Genomic DNA, 16,289 nt, shown 5'->3' on the forward strand with positions numbered 1-16,289 from the left:
AAAGTCATTTGAATGATTTCTTCTTGGTCTACGTGTCATAAAATACTCCATATATTGATGTTTATAACATCATTTGGGGAGCAAAATATCACTTATAAGTGTTGTTCAAATTTCCTGATCCACCTCTAATAATGCAGCAGATTCATCAAGTATAAAAATTAAACTTCTGTGAAAATGGTTTTTAATTTAAGTGTTTGAAAACAATGCTAAAAATAATTTAAATATAAAAAAGTTTATTTGTATTTATATAAATATATAAAAAAAAGTTTAATGAATAATAAAAAATATGCTGAGATAGAATGTGAAAAGTTATGTAATTTTTATGCCTTTAGATTTCAAACCTTTGGGTTGCGATCTGCACTCTCTCCAGATTTAGGTTTTCCAATGAAAAAATTCAGTCTAGCTTTAATGCCTACGTTGGTAATGGCAGCCATGACACATACTAATGCCGCAGATGCTTTTGACCCTAAAGGTCAGTATATGTTGGGTGATTGGGATGGTAAACGTACTGAACTCGCTCAACAGGGCGTGAAGTTTGAAGCAAATATTGCAGCAGATGCTGCCTATCTTGCCGATGGCGGGCGCAATGCTGGACATTCAGCGACAGTGGCGAGTCAATTGTGGCTGGGTACCCAACTCAATATGGAAAAGCTGGCGGGTTGGGATGGCGTAACTGTGCGTGCAGTGATGACAGCCCGTCAAGGCCAAAGTACAACGATTGATGATTTACAAGGTGATGCCCCACAATTGGCCAATGTTCAAGCCAATTTTGGTCGCGGCAACCAAAAAAGTCGCTTAACAGAACTTTCTATTGAAAAGAATTTTAAAGAACAGGGTATTAGTATTAAAGCCGGTCGTCTAGGTCTCGGAATGGACTTTAACGTGATGGCATGTGACTTTGAAAGTAATGCCTTTTGTGCAGCACAGATGGGCAAATGGCAAGGTACGATGTGGATGAATACGCCTGTTGCTCAATGGGGCGGTCGTGTGAAATATCAAGCGACGCCTGAACTTGCAGCACAAGTCGGTGTTTATGAATTTAACCCTGAAAATGCTTTAGAACGTCATGGTTGGAATTTGGATACCGATCAAGCAGATGGTGTGACTATTCCAGTTGAATTGGTGTGGACACCTAAATCACTGGTAAACGGCTTAGCGGGCAGTTACCGTGTTGGTGGGATGTATAACACTGCGGATGACGTAAAAAATCAAAAAGATATTGCTAACCCGACAGATGCAAAAAATCGTACTTTTGGTGGTTGGGTTGCGATTGAGCAGCAATTGACATCTACAGGCGAGGGTCGTCGTGGCTTACATAGTTTTGCTAACTTTACTTGGCATGATCGTGTAACAACGAAAGTGGATAATTCACAACAATTGGGTCTGAAATATATCGGTTTAGCAGACCGTTTACCGACTGACATGATTGGTCTAGGCGTGAACAGAGCACATGTGAATAATCGTTTATCTGCTGACAAATTTGATGCGAGCGCAGAATATAACATTGAGTTGAACTACAGCCATAATCCAACAAAATGGCTGATGGTTCGCCCGAGTCTACAGTATGTTGTTAACCCAGGCTCAACAAATCGAGTTGATGATGCTTTCGTAATTGGTTTAAGCTCTAAGGTAACATTCTAATGAACAAGTAGGTGCATCCATGCAAAGTAAATATAACGTCAAATTCACATCGACACATTTACTTTGCCTGACGGCATGCATCTGCCAGCAACTTTATGCAGAAATAGGTTCTACGGAACCTGTTTTACTTCCTGCTATTACAATCGAAGCTCCTCGTACCAATACGACTTGGCTTAAAACACCAGCCTCGGTTTATCGAATTGAGCAGCCAGAAAATAATAACAATACAGGTGTGAACCTGTCGGAGACCTTAAAAGGTGTTCCCGGACTACAACTCAATAATCGTGAAAATTACGCACAGGATTTACAAATTTCGATGCGTGGTTTTGGTGCGCGCTCTACTTTTGGTGTACGCGGTATCCGTTTATATGTTGATGGAATTCCAGCGACCATGCCAGATGGGCAAGGGCAAACCTCAAATATTGATATGAGTAGCTTAAGTCATGTTGAAGTATTAGGCGGCCCATTTTCATCACTTTACGGGAACTCTTCGGGCGGTGCGGTATTAACTACAACCCAAGAAGGAACAGGCAAAGATTCCGTTGAGCTTGGTTATTCTGCTGGGAGTCATAACAAAAGTCGTGCTGATGTGGTGCTACAAGGTGGATCAGACAAGGCTAGTGAGCCAAGTTATGTGGTGAGTTCATCGTACTTTGAAACGGATGGATATCGCGACCACAGCGCTGCTAAAAAAGTATTAAGTAATGCCAAGCTTACATGGGATTTGGATGATGGTTCAAAAGTGAACTGGATTGTTAATCATGTGGATATTAATGCAGATGATCCGCAAGGTTTGACAAGAAAACATTGGCAAAATAATCCGAAACAGCAAGTAGCATTTTTAAAGCAGTTTGATGTACGTAAAGAAATTAACCAAACTCAAACTGGCTTAACATGGAAAAAACCATTGAATGATCAGCATGAACTCAATGCAATGGTATATATGGGGCAACGTGATGTAACCCAGTATCAATCGATTCCTAAAGGTGAGTATTCAATAAATTTAGGCTTAGATGAAGATGGAAATCCAATATCATCAACAAGTCAAAGAAACCCTCGCCATGCAGGCGGTGTGATTGATTTTAGTCGTGATTATTATGGAACGGATATTCGTTGGACGGGCAAAGATTTGCTACCAAATACACGACTAACCGCCGGTTTTGCCTTTGACTATATGGATGAAGACCGAAAAGGTTATGAAAACTTTAATGCTGAAGGGCAGTATGGTGTAAAAGGCAATATTCGCCGCAATGAAAATAATACCCTATGGAATTTGGATCCGTATGTGCAAGCCTCTTGGAATTTTCTTCCAACATGGACTTTGGACGCAGGTTTAAGATATAGCAACGTGCATTATAAATCCAATGATCATTATGAAAGTAAAGCAGTCTATGAAGCTGATAAAGATAATGGAAATGATAGCGGTAAAACCGACTATGACAAGGTTCTACCATCAGCGGCACTAAGCTGGGCGATCAATCCGAAAATAAACGCTTATGTCAGTTATGCCAAAGGTTTTGAAACACCCACATTTACCGAAATGGCCTATTCTAAAGATGACGGCATGAATTTTGATTTGAAACCTGCTAGTAGTGATAACTATGAATTGGGGGTGAAAGCGCAAAATGCATGGGGCAATTTCACGGCAGCCGTGTTCCAAAGTGAAACACAGAATGACATTGTTTCAGGCGAATCGAACAATGGGCGTAATACTTTCCGCAATGCCGATAAAACCTTGCGCCAAGGGCTAGAGTTATCATGGAATAAAAAGCTCTGGCGTGATTTGACTGCCCAAGCCAGTTATAGCTTTATCGATGCTACTTTTGATGCAGACATTTCCAATAGCGATCCTGCAAAGGTTGTAACGAAAGGAAATGACATTCCGGGTATTGCTAAAAACCAAGCCTTTGCAGCGCTAAATTGGCAACCTGAAACAGGTTTTAATGCCGGACTTGATGTCCGTTATATGGATAAAATTTATGTCGATGATGCCAATAGTGATGCTGCACCAAGCTACACCGTGGTTTCTGCCAATGCCGGTTATGTTTGGCAACAGGATGACTGGAAAATAAAAAGCTATGTTCGAGCAGACAATTTATTTGATGAAAAATATGTCGGCTCTGTGATTGTGAATGACGGTAATGGACGCTTCTTTGAACCCGCAGATGGGGTCAATTGGAGTGCGGGCTTGAGTGTAACGAAAGCATTTTAAAATAAGGAGAGTTTTGTGGCGTTGTTATTTCAACCAATTCAGTTTGGCAGTTTGACTTTAAGTAATCGAATTGTGATAGCACCAATGTGTCAGTACTCTGCCAATGAACAAGGCGAATTAACCTATTGGCATGAACAGCAATGGGCGAATTACGCATTGTCAGGTGCTGGGCTTTGTATTGTTGAGGCGACTGCGGTACAGCCTGAAGGGCGTATTAGCTATGCAGACCTTGGGCTTTGGAATGATTTACAACGCGCACAGATCAAAGCTTTATTGGCAAAAGTGAAAAGTCTTTCACCGATGCCATTTGCAATCCAACTTGCCCATGCTGGGCGAAAAGCGTCGACTGATAAGCCGTGGAATGGACGGGGCCAATTAGCACCTGATCATGCGCAAGGCTGGCAAACGGTTTCAGCCAGTGAATTACCATTTAATACGCAGGATCATGCGCCGCATGCATTAACCAAAGCTGAAATTGATCAGATTATTCTAGACTTTGCTGAGTCTGCAAAACGTGCAGTTGATACAGGATTTGACCTCATTGAATTGCATGCAGCACATGGCTATTTATTACATCAGTTTATGTCGCCTTTATCTAATCAACGTACTGATGAATATGGTGGTAGCTTTGAAAATCGTATTCGTTTGACTTTAGAAGTCTTACAGGCCATGAAAAATGTTGTTCCTGTGGATTATCCAATTGGTGTACGTATCTCTGCAACAGACTGGATGGAATATACCGGCGAGCCTAGTTGGGACATCGAGTCTGCAGTGGGATTGTCTAAAGCTTTAGAACAATTAGGTGCAGCGTATATCCATGCTTCGAGTGGTGGCTTAGCTGTTGATCAGAAAATACATCTACAGGCGAGTTATCAAGTCCCTTTTGCAGAGGCGATTAAGCATGCGGTTACGATTCCGGTCATTGCAGTGGGCTTAATTACGGAAGCGATGCAGGCAGAAGGCATATTGCAATATGAAATGGCAGATGCAATTGGTATTGCACGTGCTATTCAATATGACCCGCGTTGGCCTTGGCATGCAGCAGCAGAATTGGGAGCAGATATTCAAATTGCGCCGCAATATTTACGCTGTCAGCCACATGCGCAGCGCAGTCAATTTAAAGCCTTTGATGATGCAGCCTTGCTTAAATAAATTGGCCTAGAATGGTATAAATTTAAAATGCAATATAAAAAGCCCTGCAATTGCAAGGCTTTTTTTTCACAGTTTATGAATGAGCTTTAACTTTTTTTCGCGCTAGCTTTCGGTGCTTTGGCTTGTTCCGCTATTAATTTATCTACTGTTGCTAATGATTCTTTGGCCTGTGGTACATTTTCTTGTGCAAGTGCTGCAAAGATTTTTTTCGCTTCAGGCAGGTTTTGTGGAATGATATTGCCATTCACAAACATGTTCCCCACAGCCATGAGAGCAGGAATATATCCTTTTTTCGCCAAATCTTGAATGCTATTTAAGCCTTGTTGAACTGGTTTATCATTCTTAGTTTTAAAACCTGTACTGATGTCATACAGCGCTTTGGCATGTATTGCAGGATAGAAACCTTTCTTGATCAGTGGATCTAGCTTCGTTAATGCTAATTTGTCTGACTGAGGATTATTTTCAGCAAATAAAAGAATCGCATAGTCGATAGTTGCATCGTCAAAACCTGCACTCGATGCACGTTCTAAATATTGTTTGGCTTTGGCTGGATCTTGTTTTAGGCCTAAAGTACCTGTGGCGTAATTTTTACCTAAGACATAGTTAGCAACAGGGTAGCCTTTTGCACCGGCTTGCTCATAAAGCTGAATGGCTTTTTTCTCGTCTTTTGCTGTACCTTGGCCAGTTTGTGTTAAATAGCCTAAGTTATAGATGGCTTGGGCATTGCCGGTTGCAGCTAATTTACTGAGTGCTTGATAAGCACCCGTCATATTTTTTGCTTTAACCATCGCTTCGATTTTTGCAAATTCAGGATCCACTGTAGCGGCTTTAGTATCAGCCAATGCGAATTGGGTTGTGAGTGCCAAAATACTTGCGAGAATAATTTTTTCATTTTAAAACCTTTTGTAAAACATGCACATAATTCCATTTATGTGTTTTGGTGGTTATTTTTGACTGTTTTAACATCATAGGTCGATTTATGTAAATGTAAAGTGAGGAATTGTGATTAGGACTTAAAATTTGAAAATTTTTCTAACGTATAAAAGCTGTAGTTTTCAGAACAATACCGCTTTTATTTGGCTTGTACTTTGCAAAGTTAATTGTTCTTTGCTTAAATCGCGCCTTCAACGAAAGATCTGAGGTTAGACCATGTTTATAAAAGGCATCAAACGTAACTATGACAAGGTTGCAGCGGATGAGTCAATTGCAGATGAAGATAAGATTGATGCGTTATTAATGAAGCTGGGTGCTGAATTTTTGGTCAGTAAAGAAAACCGTGTCTATATTTTTAAGAAAGGTGAGCTGGAAGCAAAATTTGATGCTAAACATGCACGCGCTTACCATTTTAAAGACTATGTGTGTAAAGACATGAACAAGCTGTTTCATGGATTTTAAATAAAAAAACCTCCTATCAGGAGGTTTTTTTATGCATCAATATTTTACTGCGGTCGTGCTACATCACCATTTAAAGCTTCTGGCAAATCAAGCACAGTGACATCTAGTTCAGACAATGCATCTGGACGGGCAACAACCAGCCCCACATAGCCATTTTCAACCACTGCGCTATTGACGACTTGAACGCCTTTATTCAATTGTTCACCTTCAGCGGGAGCAGAACCTTTGCCTGCAATAGCATGTAGCCACGCTTTAGGCTTGGCTTTAAACCAAAGACGAGCAATAACTTCCTGACCTAAGTAACAGCCTTTGTCATAGTGCACGCCTTCACGTTGATGTAAACGTAATTCTTGTGGTTGGAACACATGTTCAATCGCTTGGTCGATATAGGCTTGACCTGCGTGAATCGCTTGAACTTCCCATGCAGCAACATCAGTTGGCTCTGTGCCAAAAGTTGTTTCGCCATTCACTAAATGTGGATAAACGAGACCCGCATCTTCAAGTTTCATTTTTGAAAATGCACCAAATTTTTTAATGTGCTTGGCAAATTCTTCAGATTGATCTTGAGTTGTGACAATCACAAAACTCTCGGCATTTAATTTGGTCAGCCATAGGCCAAAGTGAATACGGCCTTTCAGGTCGCAGATTGCTGTATAACGCGTTACATTTTCTTCCAGACGTTCAACATGTAAAGTCACCTGACCTTGAAGGAATTTTTGTGCATCCACACCATTTAAAGTGAAAGATGTAAATGCCATAGACGTTGACATGACGAGCCTCTGTGTATATTCACAAATGATTAATTACAATATTTTGCAGCAAGCAAAGCAGATAGGCAAACAAAATGCCCATATTGGGATGGGCATTTTAATTTTTGTTATTTAAGGATCGGCTTAATGGCTATGCGCTGATAAATCGTTGGCGCTCATGTCTATACTGTGGTGGGCGGGTGCTTCGCTGTTACAGTCAAACTTATCACCACATATACGCACAGTTTCCATCATGCCTTGGTCTTCATGGTCCAGAATATGACAGTGCAATACAAAATCACCTTCAAATTTTTCATACTTACTGCGGACAATTATTTTATAGCCTTGCTTCACAAATAGCGTATCTTTCCAAACGCCTTTCATGCCGTGATATTGCGAGTCAATGTTTCCAGCACCATCTTTATCTGAACTGCCTATGGCACTGACATCGACACCCACTTCATTCAAAATTTTCACTACTTGGAATGGGTTGACATGAATATGGAAGGGATGACTTGCAACATTACTGGTTAATTCCCATTCTTGGGTTTGACCTATTGGGAGCTTACGTACAAAGCTATGGTGGGTGTGGTCTTCTGCATGATAAGCATCGCCAAAGCTGATGAGTGTCCCTTCATCGGCATGACGAATACCAAATTTAAAGCTTCCATCAGCATTAAACATAATGTCGAAGTTGGTGATTTGTTTTGCCATGTTTTTGAGCAATTCATCGACTTCAGCAGTCATGAGGCTAGCATGAGAAATAAAGGCGGATAGATCACCTTGCGAAACTTGCTGAATTACTTCAGGTGCAAGTCCAATAGCAGTGGCTTGCGCTTTCAAAAAGTCATAAGGGCTTTGTACAGGTAGCTGCGTTGCTTGAACATTGACCCAACCGAGCAATTGCGTATTCAGTTTTTCTTCGGGTGCACGACGTAGCAGCGGACTTGAGTCTGGGGCATTGATTTCGTCTTCTAAGTTCAATTTAGCATCGTATACACAGTATTTATTAATGCTTGGAAAAGCCAACATGGCATCAAAGCGATAGCCTGGCTGAAATATTTCAATCCCTTGTTTTTGTATTTTCCCCATGGTTAAACCATCTTGAGCGACTGTATACAGTGGCAAGGTTTTTAATTTTTTAAATTGCGCTGACATGGCTTTGGTTTGATAGTTCTGACATTCAGCAAGCGTTTGTTCAGCGGTGAATGCTGAAGAATTTGGTAGCTCTTTGATGGTTAAGCCAATAGTGTCACGAATACCACCGTGAATCATGCGCCAACGGTGGTATTGATTTTGATCAACTTTAATTTCTCCCAGCATTTTGCCATTGATACTGGTATAACGATTTTCATCTGCCCACGAGGTTGGAATATCGAGTTTTGAATAATCTTCAAGGGCATACAGGCAAGGTGAATCGGCATTCGGCGTCAGCTTAGTGTCGCAATCTTCATTGTATTGAATTTGCTGAAACAGCATAATTTTTTCATGATCATAATTTTGTGTCTTTTGATTTTTCCATAAAATATCAAAGTCACCGTTTTGCTGAATTTGTCCATTCGTCACAATAGGTTTACGCTCACCTTCAATAATTAAAGGGCCAGCCATGCCGCTTGAAACCTGAATAGCTGTTGAGCCATGGACATGCGAATGATACCAAAACGTACCCGCAGGATGATTCGGCTCAATCTGAAATTCATAATGAAAGTCTTGATTGGGTTTGATAGTGAGGAATACGTTGTCACTATTGCCTTGCGGACTCACCCATAAACCATGGGTATGTAAATTAGTGGTGTTAAAGCAATTGCCTTGATTAATATTGGTAACAGGATCAGGACAAGTTTCGTTTGATTCAACCGGTAGGTTATTGACCAAATGAACTTTTAAATTTTCACCTTGTTTGGCGCGAATTTGAGGGCCAACCAATACATCTGTGACGCTGCCATCGGCATTTTTACTGTTATAAAGCTCAGGCTTGGTCAAATAGCCACGCGCATGTAATTGATCATATTCCCCTGTTTCAGGGTCAAATAAAGCTTGCTTTTTATAAGCAACAATCAGCTCATGTTCGCCGCTTTTATTGGCTTTTAAACGTGGTGGATTGGTAATTACGTGAAGAGCATCAGCCTCATCTTCTTGCACTAATGTTTCGTTGTCTTTTTTGTTGTTATCGCCACAGGCAAAAAGCGTTAAACAGCTTAAAAGGCAGCTTGCCCCGATAAATTTTTTATAATGTGTCATGAACTTTCCCCAAAGCATAATGACGAATCAACAGTGAGTTTGAATGATGGCGCGTCCAAATTATTTGTTGTGTGTCACGATGATTGGCGTCATAAAACCAACTCCTGTCAGGAGTACGCTTCATATTATCGGGGAGGGGTGAAGCCTGAATCTATCCCTGCAAATAGGGATTAATATGCGATTTGATCAGAAGATTAGGTATTTAATGTGCTTTGTGTCACGCTTAAATTAATGCTGAAATTTTGTGTACTTACAGCTTTATTTTTAGAGTCGATGACAAGGTTAAAACAGTATTAAGTAATTTAAAAACTGCATGATGTGCTTCAAGGTGTTGAATTAATATCCAGACTATTTCTGCTTAGACTAAAGAATAATGAGAAAATTCCATGATTTTTCGATAAAAAATCAATTTAGAGCTTTAATTCTATCACTTATGTAACAAGATATTTCAAAAAACACCTATTTTTATGCTTAAATATTTGAAATATATAAGATTTGGGAAATGGACTTTCGACAGTGTAGTATGCCTAACGAACAAAGATAAATTGTCTTAAACAAAAGACAACGCAAAAAAATGAAAGACCGAGGGCAGGAACGCTATGAACAACAACTACCGTAAACCACTGCAAGGCACCCAGTTAGAATATTTTGATGTGCGTGAAGCCGTTGAAAATATTGAGCAAGGCGCATATGCAAAACTACCATACACTTCAAAAGTCCTTGCAGAGCAGTTGGTTCGTAAATGTGATCCAGCCATTCTTGAGCAATCCTTAAAAGAACTCATTTTCCGTAAACAAGACCACGACTTTCCATGGTATCCAGCACGTGTGGTGTGCCATGACATCTTAGGTCAAACGGCTTTGGTTGACCTTGCTGGTCTACGTGATGCGATTGCAGACCAAGGCGGTGATCCATCAAAAGTCAATCCAGTTGTACCTACACAACTTATTGTTGACCACTCATTGGCAGTGGAATATGGCGGTTTTGATCCAGATGCATTCGAGAAAAACCGTGCCGTGGAAGACCGTCGTAATGAAGACCGTTTCCACTTTATTGAGTGGACCAAAACTGCATTTGAAAATGTCGATGTAATTCCTGCGGGTAACGGCATCATGCACCAAATTAACTTGGAGAAAATGTCTCCAGTGGTGCAAAACCGTGAAGGTGTGGCATTCCCAGATACCTGCGTGGGCACAGACTCACATACACCACATACAGATGCTTTGGGCGTGATTTCTGTGGGTGTAGGTGGTTTAGAAGCTGAAAATGTCATGCTCGGTCGCGCATCGTGGATGCGTCTACCAGATATTATTGGTGTAGAGCTTGTAGGTCAACGCAAGCCGGGTATTACAGCAACAGATATCGTATTGGCTTTAACGGAGTTTTTACGTAAAGAGCGTGTAGTCGGTGCGTACCTTGAGTTCTTCGGCGAAGGTGCAGACAGCATGTCTGTGGGCGATCGCGCAACCATTTCGAACATGACCCCTGAATATGGTGCAACTGCGGCAATGTTCTACATTGACCAAAACACCATTGATTACCTAACACTGACAGGTCGTGAAGCAGATCAGGTGAAATTGGTTGAAACCTATGCCAAAGAAATTGGTCTTTGGGCGTCTGATATGACAGCGGCAGAATATCCGCGTGTATTACGTTTCGACCTTTCAACAGTGACTCGCAACATTGCAGGCCCATCGAACCCGCATGCACGTGTATCGACTGCGGATTTAAAAGCCAAAGGTATTGCAGGCAATTTAGACGCTGCACGTGCGCAAGAAGCTGAAGGCTTAATGCCAGATGGCGCGGTGATTATTGCTGCGATTACCTCTTGTACCAATACCTCAAACCCACGTAACACTGTTGCGGCAGGTCTATTGGCACGTAAAGCCAATGAATTGGGCTTGGTACGTAAACCGTGGGTGAAATCATCTTTTGCACCAGGTTCTAAAGCCGCTGCTTTATACCTAGAAGAAGCGGGTGTATTGGGTGATCTAGAAAAGCTTGGCTTTGGTATCGTGGCTTACGCATGTACAACCTGTAACGGGATGTCAGGTGCGCTAGACCCTGTAATTCAGCAAGAAATTATTGATCGTGATTTATACGCAACAGCGGTGCTTTCGGGTAACCGTAACTTTGACGGCCGTATCCATCCTTATGCTAAACAAGCGTTCTTGGCATCGCCACCACTCGTTGTTGCGTATGCAATTGCAGGGACAATTCGTTTTGATATCGAAACTGATTCACTCGGCAATGACAAAGACGGTAATCCTATTTACTTAAAAGACATTTGGCCGTCGGATGAAGAAATTGATGCACTGGTAAAAGTTGCAGTAAAACCTGAGCAGTTTAAGAAAGTCTACATTCCAATGTTTGACTTGGGTGTGGCTGAAAAATCTGAAAGTCCGCTTTATGACTGGCGTCCACAAAGTACCTATATCCGTCGTCCGCCGTATTGGGAAGGGGCTTTGGCTGCACCACGTACATTAAGCAATATGCGTCCACTTGCAATCTTGCCAGATAACATTACCACCGACCATTTGTCTCCATCGAATGCGATTATGATGGACTCTGCTGCGGGTGAGTATCTGCACAAAATGGGCGTGCCTGAGGAAGACTTCAACTCTTACGCAACCCACCGCGGTGACCATTTGACGGCTCAACGTGCAACATTTGCCAACCCGAAATTGTTTAATGAAATGGTGGTGCGTTCAGACGGTACCATCAAGCAAGGTTCAAAAGCGCGTGTAGAGCCAGAAGGCGAAGTGATGCGTATGTGGGAAGCGATTGAAACTTACATGAACCGTAAGCAACCGCTGATCATTATTGCAGGTAAAGACTATGGTCAGGGTTCGAGCCGTGACTGGGCTGCCAAAGGTGTACGCCTTGCGGGTGTAGAAGTGATTGTAGCGGAAGGTTTTGAGCGTATTCACCGTACTAACTTGGTAGGTATGGGCGTGTTACCGCTTGAGTTTAAAGCAGGAACTGACCGCAAAACATTGAAGCTGGATGGTACTGAGCTGTATAGCGTAATTGGTAATATTGCGCCACGTTCTGACCTAACTTTAGTGGTTGAGCGTTCTACAGCAGATGGCAAAAATGAAATTATTAAAGTGCCTGTAACGTGTCGTTTGGATACTGAAGAAGAAGTTTCAGTATATGAAGCGGGTGGCGTGTTACAGCGCTTTGCACAGGACTTTTTAGAAGGGAATGTGGCTTAAGAGTTTAATTCGAAACATTTGATATTGTTTAAAAAACACCCTATATTTTAGGGTGTTTTTTATTCATTTTGAATTGGGGAATTCATGCCTGAAAGATTGGAATTAACAAAAAATGTCTTATTTTTTAAATCTGATATTCCATTTACTGATGCTGTAATTAATCAAATATGTGATTTAGCTAGTGATAATAAAGAAACCAACACAACTTTTATAATTGATGAATTTAGATTAAACCAACAGACACAAAATTTGATTGATTTTACAATTTCAATTAAAGTTTTTTCCACAGTCAGACCTGTTTATTTTTTGGATGACGATAGTTACGAAGATCATATTTTTGCCTATATAGTACTAATTGAAATAGGTAATTATTTAGTTGTATTGAGTAAAAGTTGTGCAACATACTTGCAATATATGAAAGAGAATTTTCAACTAATTGATGTTAATGAATTAAGTAAATTAATTGGGGAAAATGCGGATTTTCAAAAAATTTCATTGCGTAACATGACAGTTTCGGAAAAAGCTATTAGAAATAGGTCACTTGAATCAAGTGACCTAAAAGGAGCTTTCTCTAGTCATTCAGCAGGACGTGCAGTTCCATCGCATTTAAAAGTAAGAGAGCAAGGGCAGACTAAATCTATTTCAGGAAGTGGTAGATTTGTTGAATCATCACCTAGACAATCTATAGAAGAAATAGTCGAATGGGCATATATTCAAATTCAATTAATTGAAAATGCAAGTGAAAATGAATTTCTTAAGCTTTTTGCAAAAAAAGTTTCATTAGATCATGTATTGTCGTTGTGTAACCCCGCCGCCTTATTAATTGATATTTCTGCTATCGAAGACCGAATAGAAAATGGAATGATATCAATAAAATATGAGCGGAAAAGAAAAGTAAATGGTCAATCTAAGCGTGACAAAAAAATTATAGATGTGCCAGATGGGATCTATAAAAAGTTATTTTCTAAATTGGGTGTTGTATATGAGTTGGATAATAATTTAAATGTGGTTAATTTTGAAGGCTCCTCAAAAATAAACAGAAATAAAAGAACATTGTCTATTTATTCAAAATTATTGAGAAATTTTAAAATTGAAGAAAATGGAAAGTTAGAAAGTCTTTTGAGTTATATTAATAAAAAAGGCTTATTCTGCCTGACATTTGATAATCCTAGTTATATGTATTGTATGGATAATTGCTTTGAAGATGTATCTGGCTTATCAGAAATAGATTCAATTTTGACTATGCTTTATCCTCGAGCAGATATTGAAAAGCTTAAATCAGAGAAAGGTCAATTTGATTCTAAACAAACTAGTTTTACTAAAGATTCGATGTTTGGTTTTGTTGAAAACTTACACTCTAATAATGATTATATATTTTGTGATGATTTAGGTGATGAGTGGGCAGATCACTTAATTATTGATTCCAAAGACTTTAGTGTCAGCTTTATCCACTCAAAATTTTCAAATGACATTACAAATTCTGCTAGTAAATTACAGGATGTTGTTGGCCAAGGTATTAAAAATTTAGGAAATATGCATTTCTCAAGTCAACAAATTATAAATAAGTACTCCACAACTTTTTCTGAGTTTTATAAAAGTGGTAAGGGGGCTAATGGAACAGGTAAGGGCATACAAACTCAAATATCTAGGATTCGAAAGGATTCAGGAAATTTTCATGAAGATATTAGCTTAATTTTAAAAAACCCTAAATTACATAGAAAATGCATTCTAAGTTGTAATTTTATCTCTAAAACTAAAATAGAGAGAGAGCTTAAGAAATTGCAACAAGGACAAAAAGTCGCAGGACATATTACTCAATGGCTGTGGATTTTATCGTCATTTTCACATGCAGCCAAAGATGCAGGAGTTTTTCCTATGATTTATTGTGCTGCATAAATATGGTTAAAATTTTTTAATTTATGAAAGATTTTAGAATTTAATAAGCAAATCTCTGTAAACCCACCAAAATTTCCACACGAAATTATGCTTTGCCTAAATGCCATTATCAATTGTCGAAATGACCAATAGACAATCATCACGATAGGGGTATACTGATTGCACCATTTCTAAAACACATGGAGAACAAAAATGGTTACTGCTGGTCAAAAACCCGGAACAGGCTTCTATTTTTGTGTCAAATGCGGCCACCGCACCTACTTAGAAATTGGTACTGATCGTTTACCACCGTGTACCAAATGCCAAGGCAATCAATTTAACAATAAGAATGCCTAAGCTGCAAAACACTAACAGTTACCCGCTGTTAAGAAAGAAAAGCCCTATCACTTGATAGGGCTTTTTTGTTAATTTATCTCTAAGCATAAAAATATAAAAAACCATTTCAACGGTGAGGTCACACATGGAAACAATCTTAGGTTTATGTATCGGCGTAGGGCTTAGTGCAGCCTGTGGCTTCCGTGTATTTGTACCCTTATTAGTTATGAGCGTTGCTTCGCTAATGGGCTGGTTCGAACCGATGAAAGGTTTTGAATGGCTTGCAATGCCTGCGGTATGCATGGGACTTGCAGTTGCGACCGTTTGTGAAATTGCTGCTTATTACATACCGTGGGTAGATAATGCCTTAGACACAGTTTCAACACCGGCAGCCATGATTGCAGGGACATTAGCCACCATGGCTGTAAGTAGCGGGGAAATGTCACAGTTTGCCAGTTGGGCAGCTGCGATTATCGTTGGTGGCGGTACAGCAACAGCAGTACAAATGAGCACCGTAGCAGCGCGAGGTGTTTCCACAGTCACTACAGGTGGTATAGCCAATCCTGTCATTTCAACAGGTGAATGGATTGGGGCATTGGTGTTATCTGTATTGAGTTTCTTACTTCCATTTTTTGTCGTGGTATTAGTTGTTTGTATCGTAATTTGGTTAGTACGTCGGATTCGTATGAAACACAATGAAAATCCTGCCACGCCGCTTTAAGTTTGTAACGCTAATGCCAGCATGATCATTTTGATTAAAAATACCTATATCCCATCGGCGTATTTAAAGATGGGATTTTTTATTGCTGAATATCAATACAAGATTGCTTTAAAACTGTCCACTGACTAAGATCACGCCAGATTAAAACGATGTAGATAAAAATGAATAAACAGGAAGAATTAACAGGTCTGGGTGGATGGCTCATTTTGGTGGGCATTGGTGTGATTTTGTCACCCATCACATTATTGGTCGATGGCTATGCCTTGCTAGAATTTTTTAAAGAAGGGGGTATTGATCTACTCAGTGATCCAACGTCAGAAATTTATCATCCCAGTTTGTTATATTTCATTTATGCCGAGTGTGCGGTAAATGTGGTGCTGCTGGTTTGTTCCTTGTATGCCGTCTATTTGTATTTTTCAAAACATTTTCGCTTTCCAAAATTTTATATTGGTTTAATGATTGGCTATTTATTGATTTTACTTATCGACTGCATGGTTTCCGATTATCTAGTCCCTCAAGAAACCGCTTTTGGTGATGAGACAATCATAGAGTTAGCTAAAAGCGCTTTACGTTGTGTCATTTGGGTACCGTATTTACTTTTGTCTGTACGAGTAAAAAATACGGTGGTGTTTCAAAAAGTATGCTGACATTAAATGAAACCATTATTGATGTAAAAAAAGGTTAAGTCGAAGGCTTTAAAATGGTTTTCAATCTTTTTGGAGAAATTACAACTCTTTCTAAAACCGCGC

Annotated in this window: 12 protein-coding genes and 1 pseudogene; 9 read left to right on the top strand and 4 right to left on the bottom strand. The window is 39.9% G+C overall.

Translation table 11 applies throughout. From position 1 onward, the window contains the following. Positions 1 to 384 precede the first annotated feature (384 nt). From FTT84_RS14015 to FTT84_RS14025, 3 genes are read left to right on the top strand one after another with little or no spacing between them, the layout of a single operon-like run. Positions 385 to 1,641, top strand: coding sequence for a carbohydrate porin (locus FTT84_RS14015; protein ID WP_180058017.1), 1,257 nt, complete (start codon positions 385 to 387; stop codon positions 1,639 to 1,641). 19 nt (positions 1,642 to 1,660) lie between these two features. Next, positions 1,661 to 3,853, top strand: a complete 2,193-nt coding sequence (locus FTT84_RS14020) for a TonB-dependent receptor (protein WP_180058016.1) — start codon at positions 1,661 to 1,663, stop codon at positions 3,851 to 3,853. Positions 3,854 to 3,868: 15 nt separating this feature from the next. Next, complete coding sequence (locus FTT84_RS14025) at positions 3,869 to 5,005, top strand: NADH:flavin oxidoreductase/NADH oxidase (protein WP_180058014.1); 1,137 nt, start codon at positions 3,869 to 3,871, stop codon at positions 5,003 to 5,005. 86 nt (positions 5,006 to 5,091) lie between these two features. Here the strand turns inward: FTT84_RS14025 and FTT84_RS14030 are convergent, their stop codons facing one another. Then, positions 5,092 to 5,874 (bottom strand): tetratricopeptide repeat protein, encoded by a 783-nt coding sequence (locus tag FTT84_RS14030; protein ID WP_373685034.1) that lies wholly within the window; start codon positions 5,872 to 5,874, stop codon positions 5,092 to 5,094. Between the two features lie 280 nt (positions 5,875 to 6,154). Here FTT84_RS14030 and FTT84_RS14035 point away from each other — a divergent pair, with 280 nt between their 5' ends. Continuing rightward, the gene (locus tag FTT84_RS14035; RefSeq protein ID WP_067764873.1) at positions 6,155 to 6,400 is read left to right on the top strand and encodes a hypothetical protein; all 246 of its coding nucleotides are present in this window, start codon (positions 6,155 to 6,157) and stop codon (positions 6,398 to 6,400) included. Between the two features lie 44 nt (positions 6,401 to 6,444). Here the strand turns inward: FTT84_RS14035 and FTT84_RS14040 are convergent, their stop codons facing one another. Next, on the bottom strand, positions 6,445 to 7,170 hold the full coding sequence (locus FTT84_RS14040; protein WP_257222868.1) for a folate-binding protein YgfZ: 726 nt from the start codon (positions 7,168 to 7,170) through the stop codon (positions 6,445 to 6,447). A 123-nt stretch (positions 7,171 to 7,293) separates the two neighbouring features. Further along, positions 7,294 to 9,390, bottom strand: a complete 2,097-nt coding sequence (locus tag FTT84_RS14045; protein ID WP_180058012.1) for a multicopper oxidase family protein — start codon at positions 9,388 to 9,390, stop codon at positions 7,294 to 7,296. 599 nt (positions 9,391 to 9,989) lie between these two features. Here FTT84_RS14045 and acnD point away from each other — a divergent pair. The 5 genes from acnD to FTT84_RS14070 all read left to right on the top strand — a co-directional run bounded on the left by acnD (position 9,990) and on the right by FTT84_RS14070 (position 16,187). Further along, entirely contained in the window at positions 9,990 to 12,608 is a 2,619-nt protein-coding gene (acnD, locus tag FTT84_RS14050; protein ID WP_180058010.1) for a Fe/S-dependent 2-methylisocitrate dehydratase AcnD, read from the top strand. Between the two features lie 84 nt (positions 12,609 to 12,692). After that, entirely contained in the window at positions 12,693 to 14,504 is a 1,812-nt protein-coding gene (locus FTT84_RS14055; protein WP_180058008.1) for a hypothetical protein, read from the top strand. A gap of 192 nt (positions 14,505 to 14,696) precedes the next feature. Next, positions 14,697 to 14,840, top strand: a complete 144-nt coding sequence (locus FTT84_RS14060; RefSeq protein ID WP_081410307.1) for a hypothetical protein — start codon at positions 14,697 to 14,699, stop codon at positions 14,838 to 14,840. A gap of 124 nt (positions 14,841 to 14,964) precedes the next feature. Continuing rightward, positions 14,965 to 15,540, top strand: a complete 576-nt coding sequence (locus tag FTT84_RS14065; protein ID WP_180058006.1) for a DUF4126 domain-containing protein — start codon at positions 14,965 to 14,967, stop codon at positions 15,538 to 15,540. Between the two features lie 161 nt (positions 15,541 to 15,701). After that, positions 15,702 to 16,187, top strand: a complete 486-nt coding sequence (locus tag FTT84_RS14070) for a DUF2569 domain-containing protein (protein WP_180058004.1) — start codon at positions 15,702 to 15,704, stop codon at positions 16,185 to 16,187. A gap of 2 nt (positions 16,188 to 16,189) precedes the next feature. Here FTT84_RS14070 and FTT84_RS14075 read toward each other — a convergent pair. Then, positions 16,190 to 16,289, bottom strand: a pseudogene (locus FTT84_RS14075) (IS1 family transposase); the annotation flags it as partial.

Source organism: Acinetobacter sp. YH01019, assembly GCF_013420285.1.
GTDB lineage: Bacteria > Pseudomonadota > Gammaproteobacteria > Pseudomonadales > Moraxellaceae > Acinetobacter > Acinetobacter gandensis.

Excerpts from the sequence above, each read along its gene's own strand:
- FTT84_RS14015 (WP_180058017.1), top strand. The coding sequence starts at position 385 with ATGAAAAAATTCAGTCTAGCTTTAATGCCTACGTTGGTAATGGCAGCC.
- FTT84_RS14020 (WP_180058016.1), top strand. The coding sequence starts at position 1,661 with ATGCAAAGTAAATATAACGTCAAATTCACATCGACACATTTACTTTGC.
- FTT84_RS14035 (WP_067764873.1), top strand. The coding sequence starts at position 6,155 with ATGTTTATAAAAGGCATCAAACGTAACTATGACAAGGTTGCAGCGGAT.
- FTT84_RS14040 (WP_257222868.1), bottom strand. The coding sequence starts at position 7,170 with ATGTCAACGTCTATGGCATTTACATCTTTCACTTTAAATGGTGTGGAT.
- FTT84_RS14045 (WP_180058012.1), bottom strand. The coding sequence starts at position 9,390 with ATGACACATTATAAAAAATTTATCGGGGCAAGCTGCCTTTTAAGCTGT.
- acnD (WP_180058010.1), top strand. The coding sequence starts at position 9,990 with ATGAACAACAACTACCGTAAACCACTGCAAGGCACCCAGTTAGAATAT.
- FTT84_RS14055 (WP_180058008.1), top strand. The coding sequence starts at position 12,693 with ATGCCTGAAAGATTGGAATTAACAAAAAATGTCTTATTTTTTAAATCT.
- FTT84_RS14060 (WP_081410307.1), top strand. The coding sequence starts at position 14,697 with ATGGTTACTGCTGGTCAAAAACCCGGAACAGGCTTCTATTTTTGTGTC.
- FTT84_RS14065 (WP_180058006.1), top strand. The coding sequence starts at position 14,965 with ATGGAAACAATCTTAGGTTTATGTATCGGCGTAGGGCTTAGTGCAGCC.
- FTT84_RS14070 (WP_180058004.1), top strand. The coding sequence starts at position 15,702 with ATGAATAAACAGGAAGAATTAACAGGTCTGGGTGGATGGCTCATTTTG.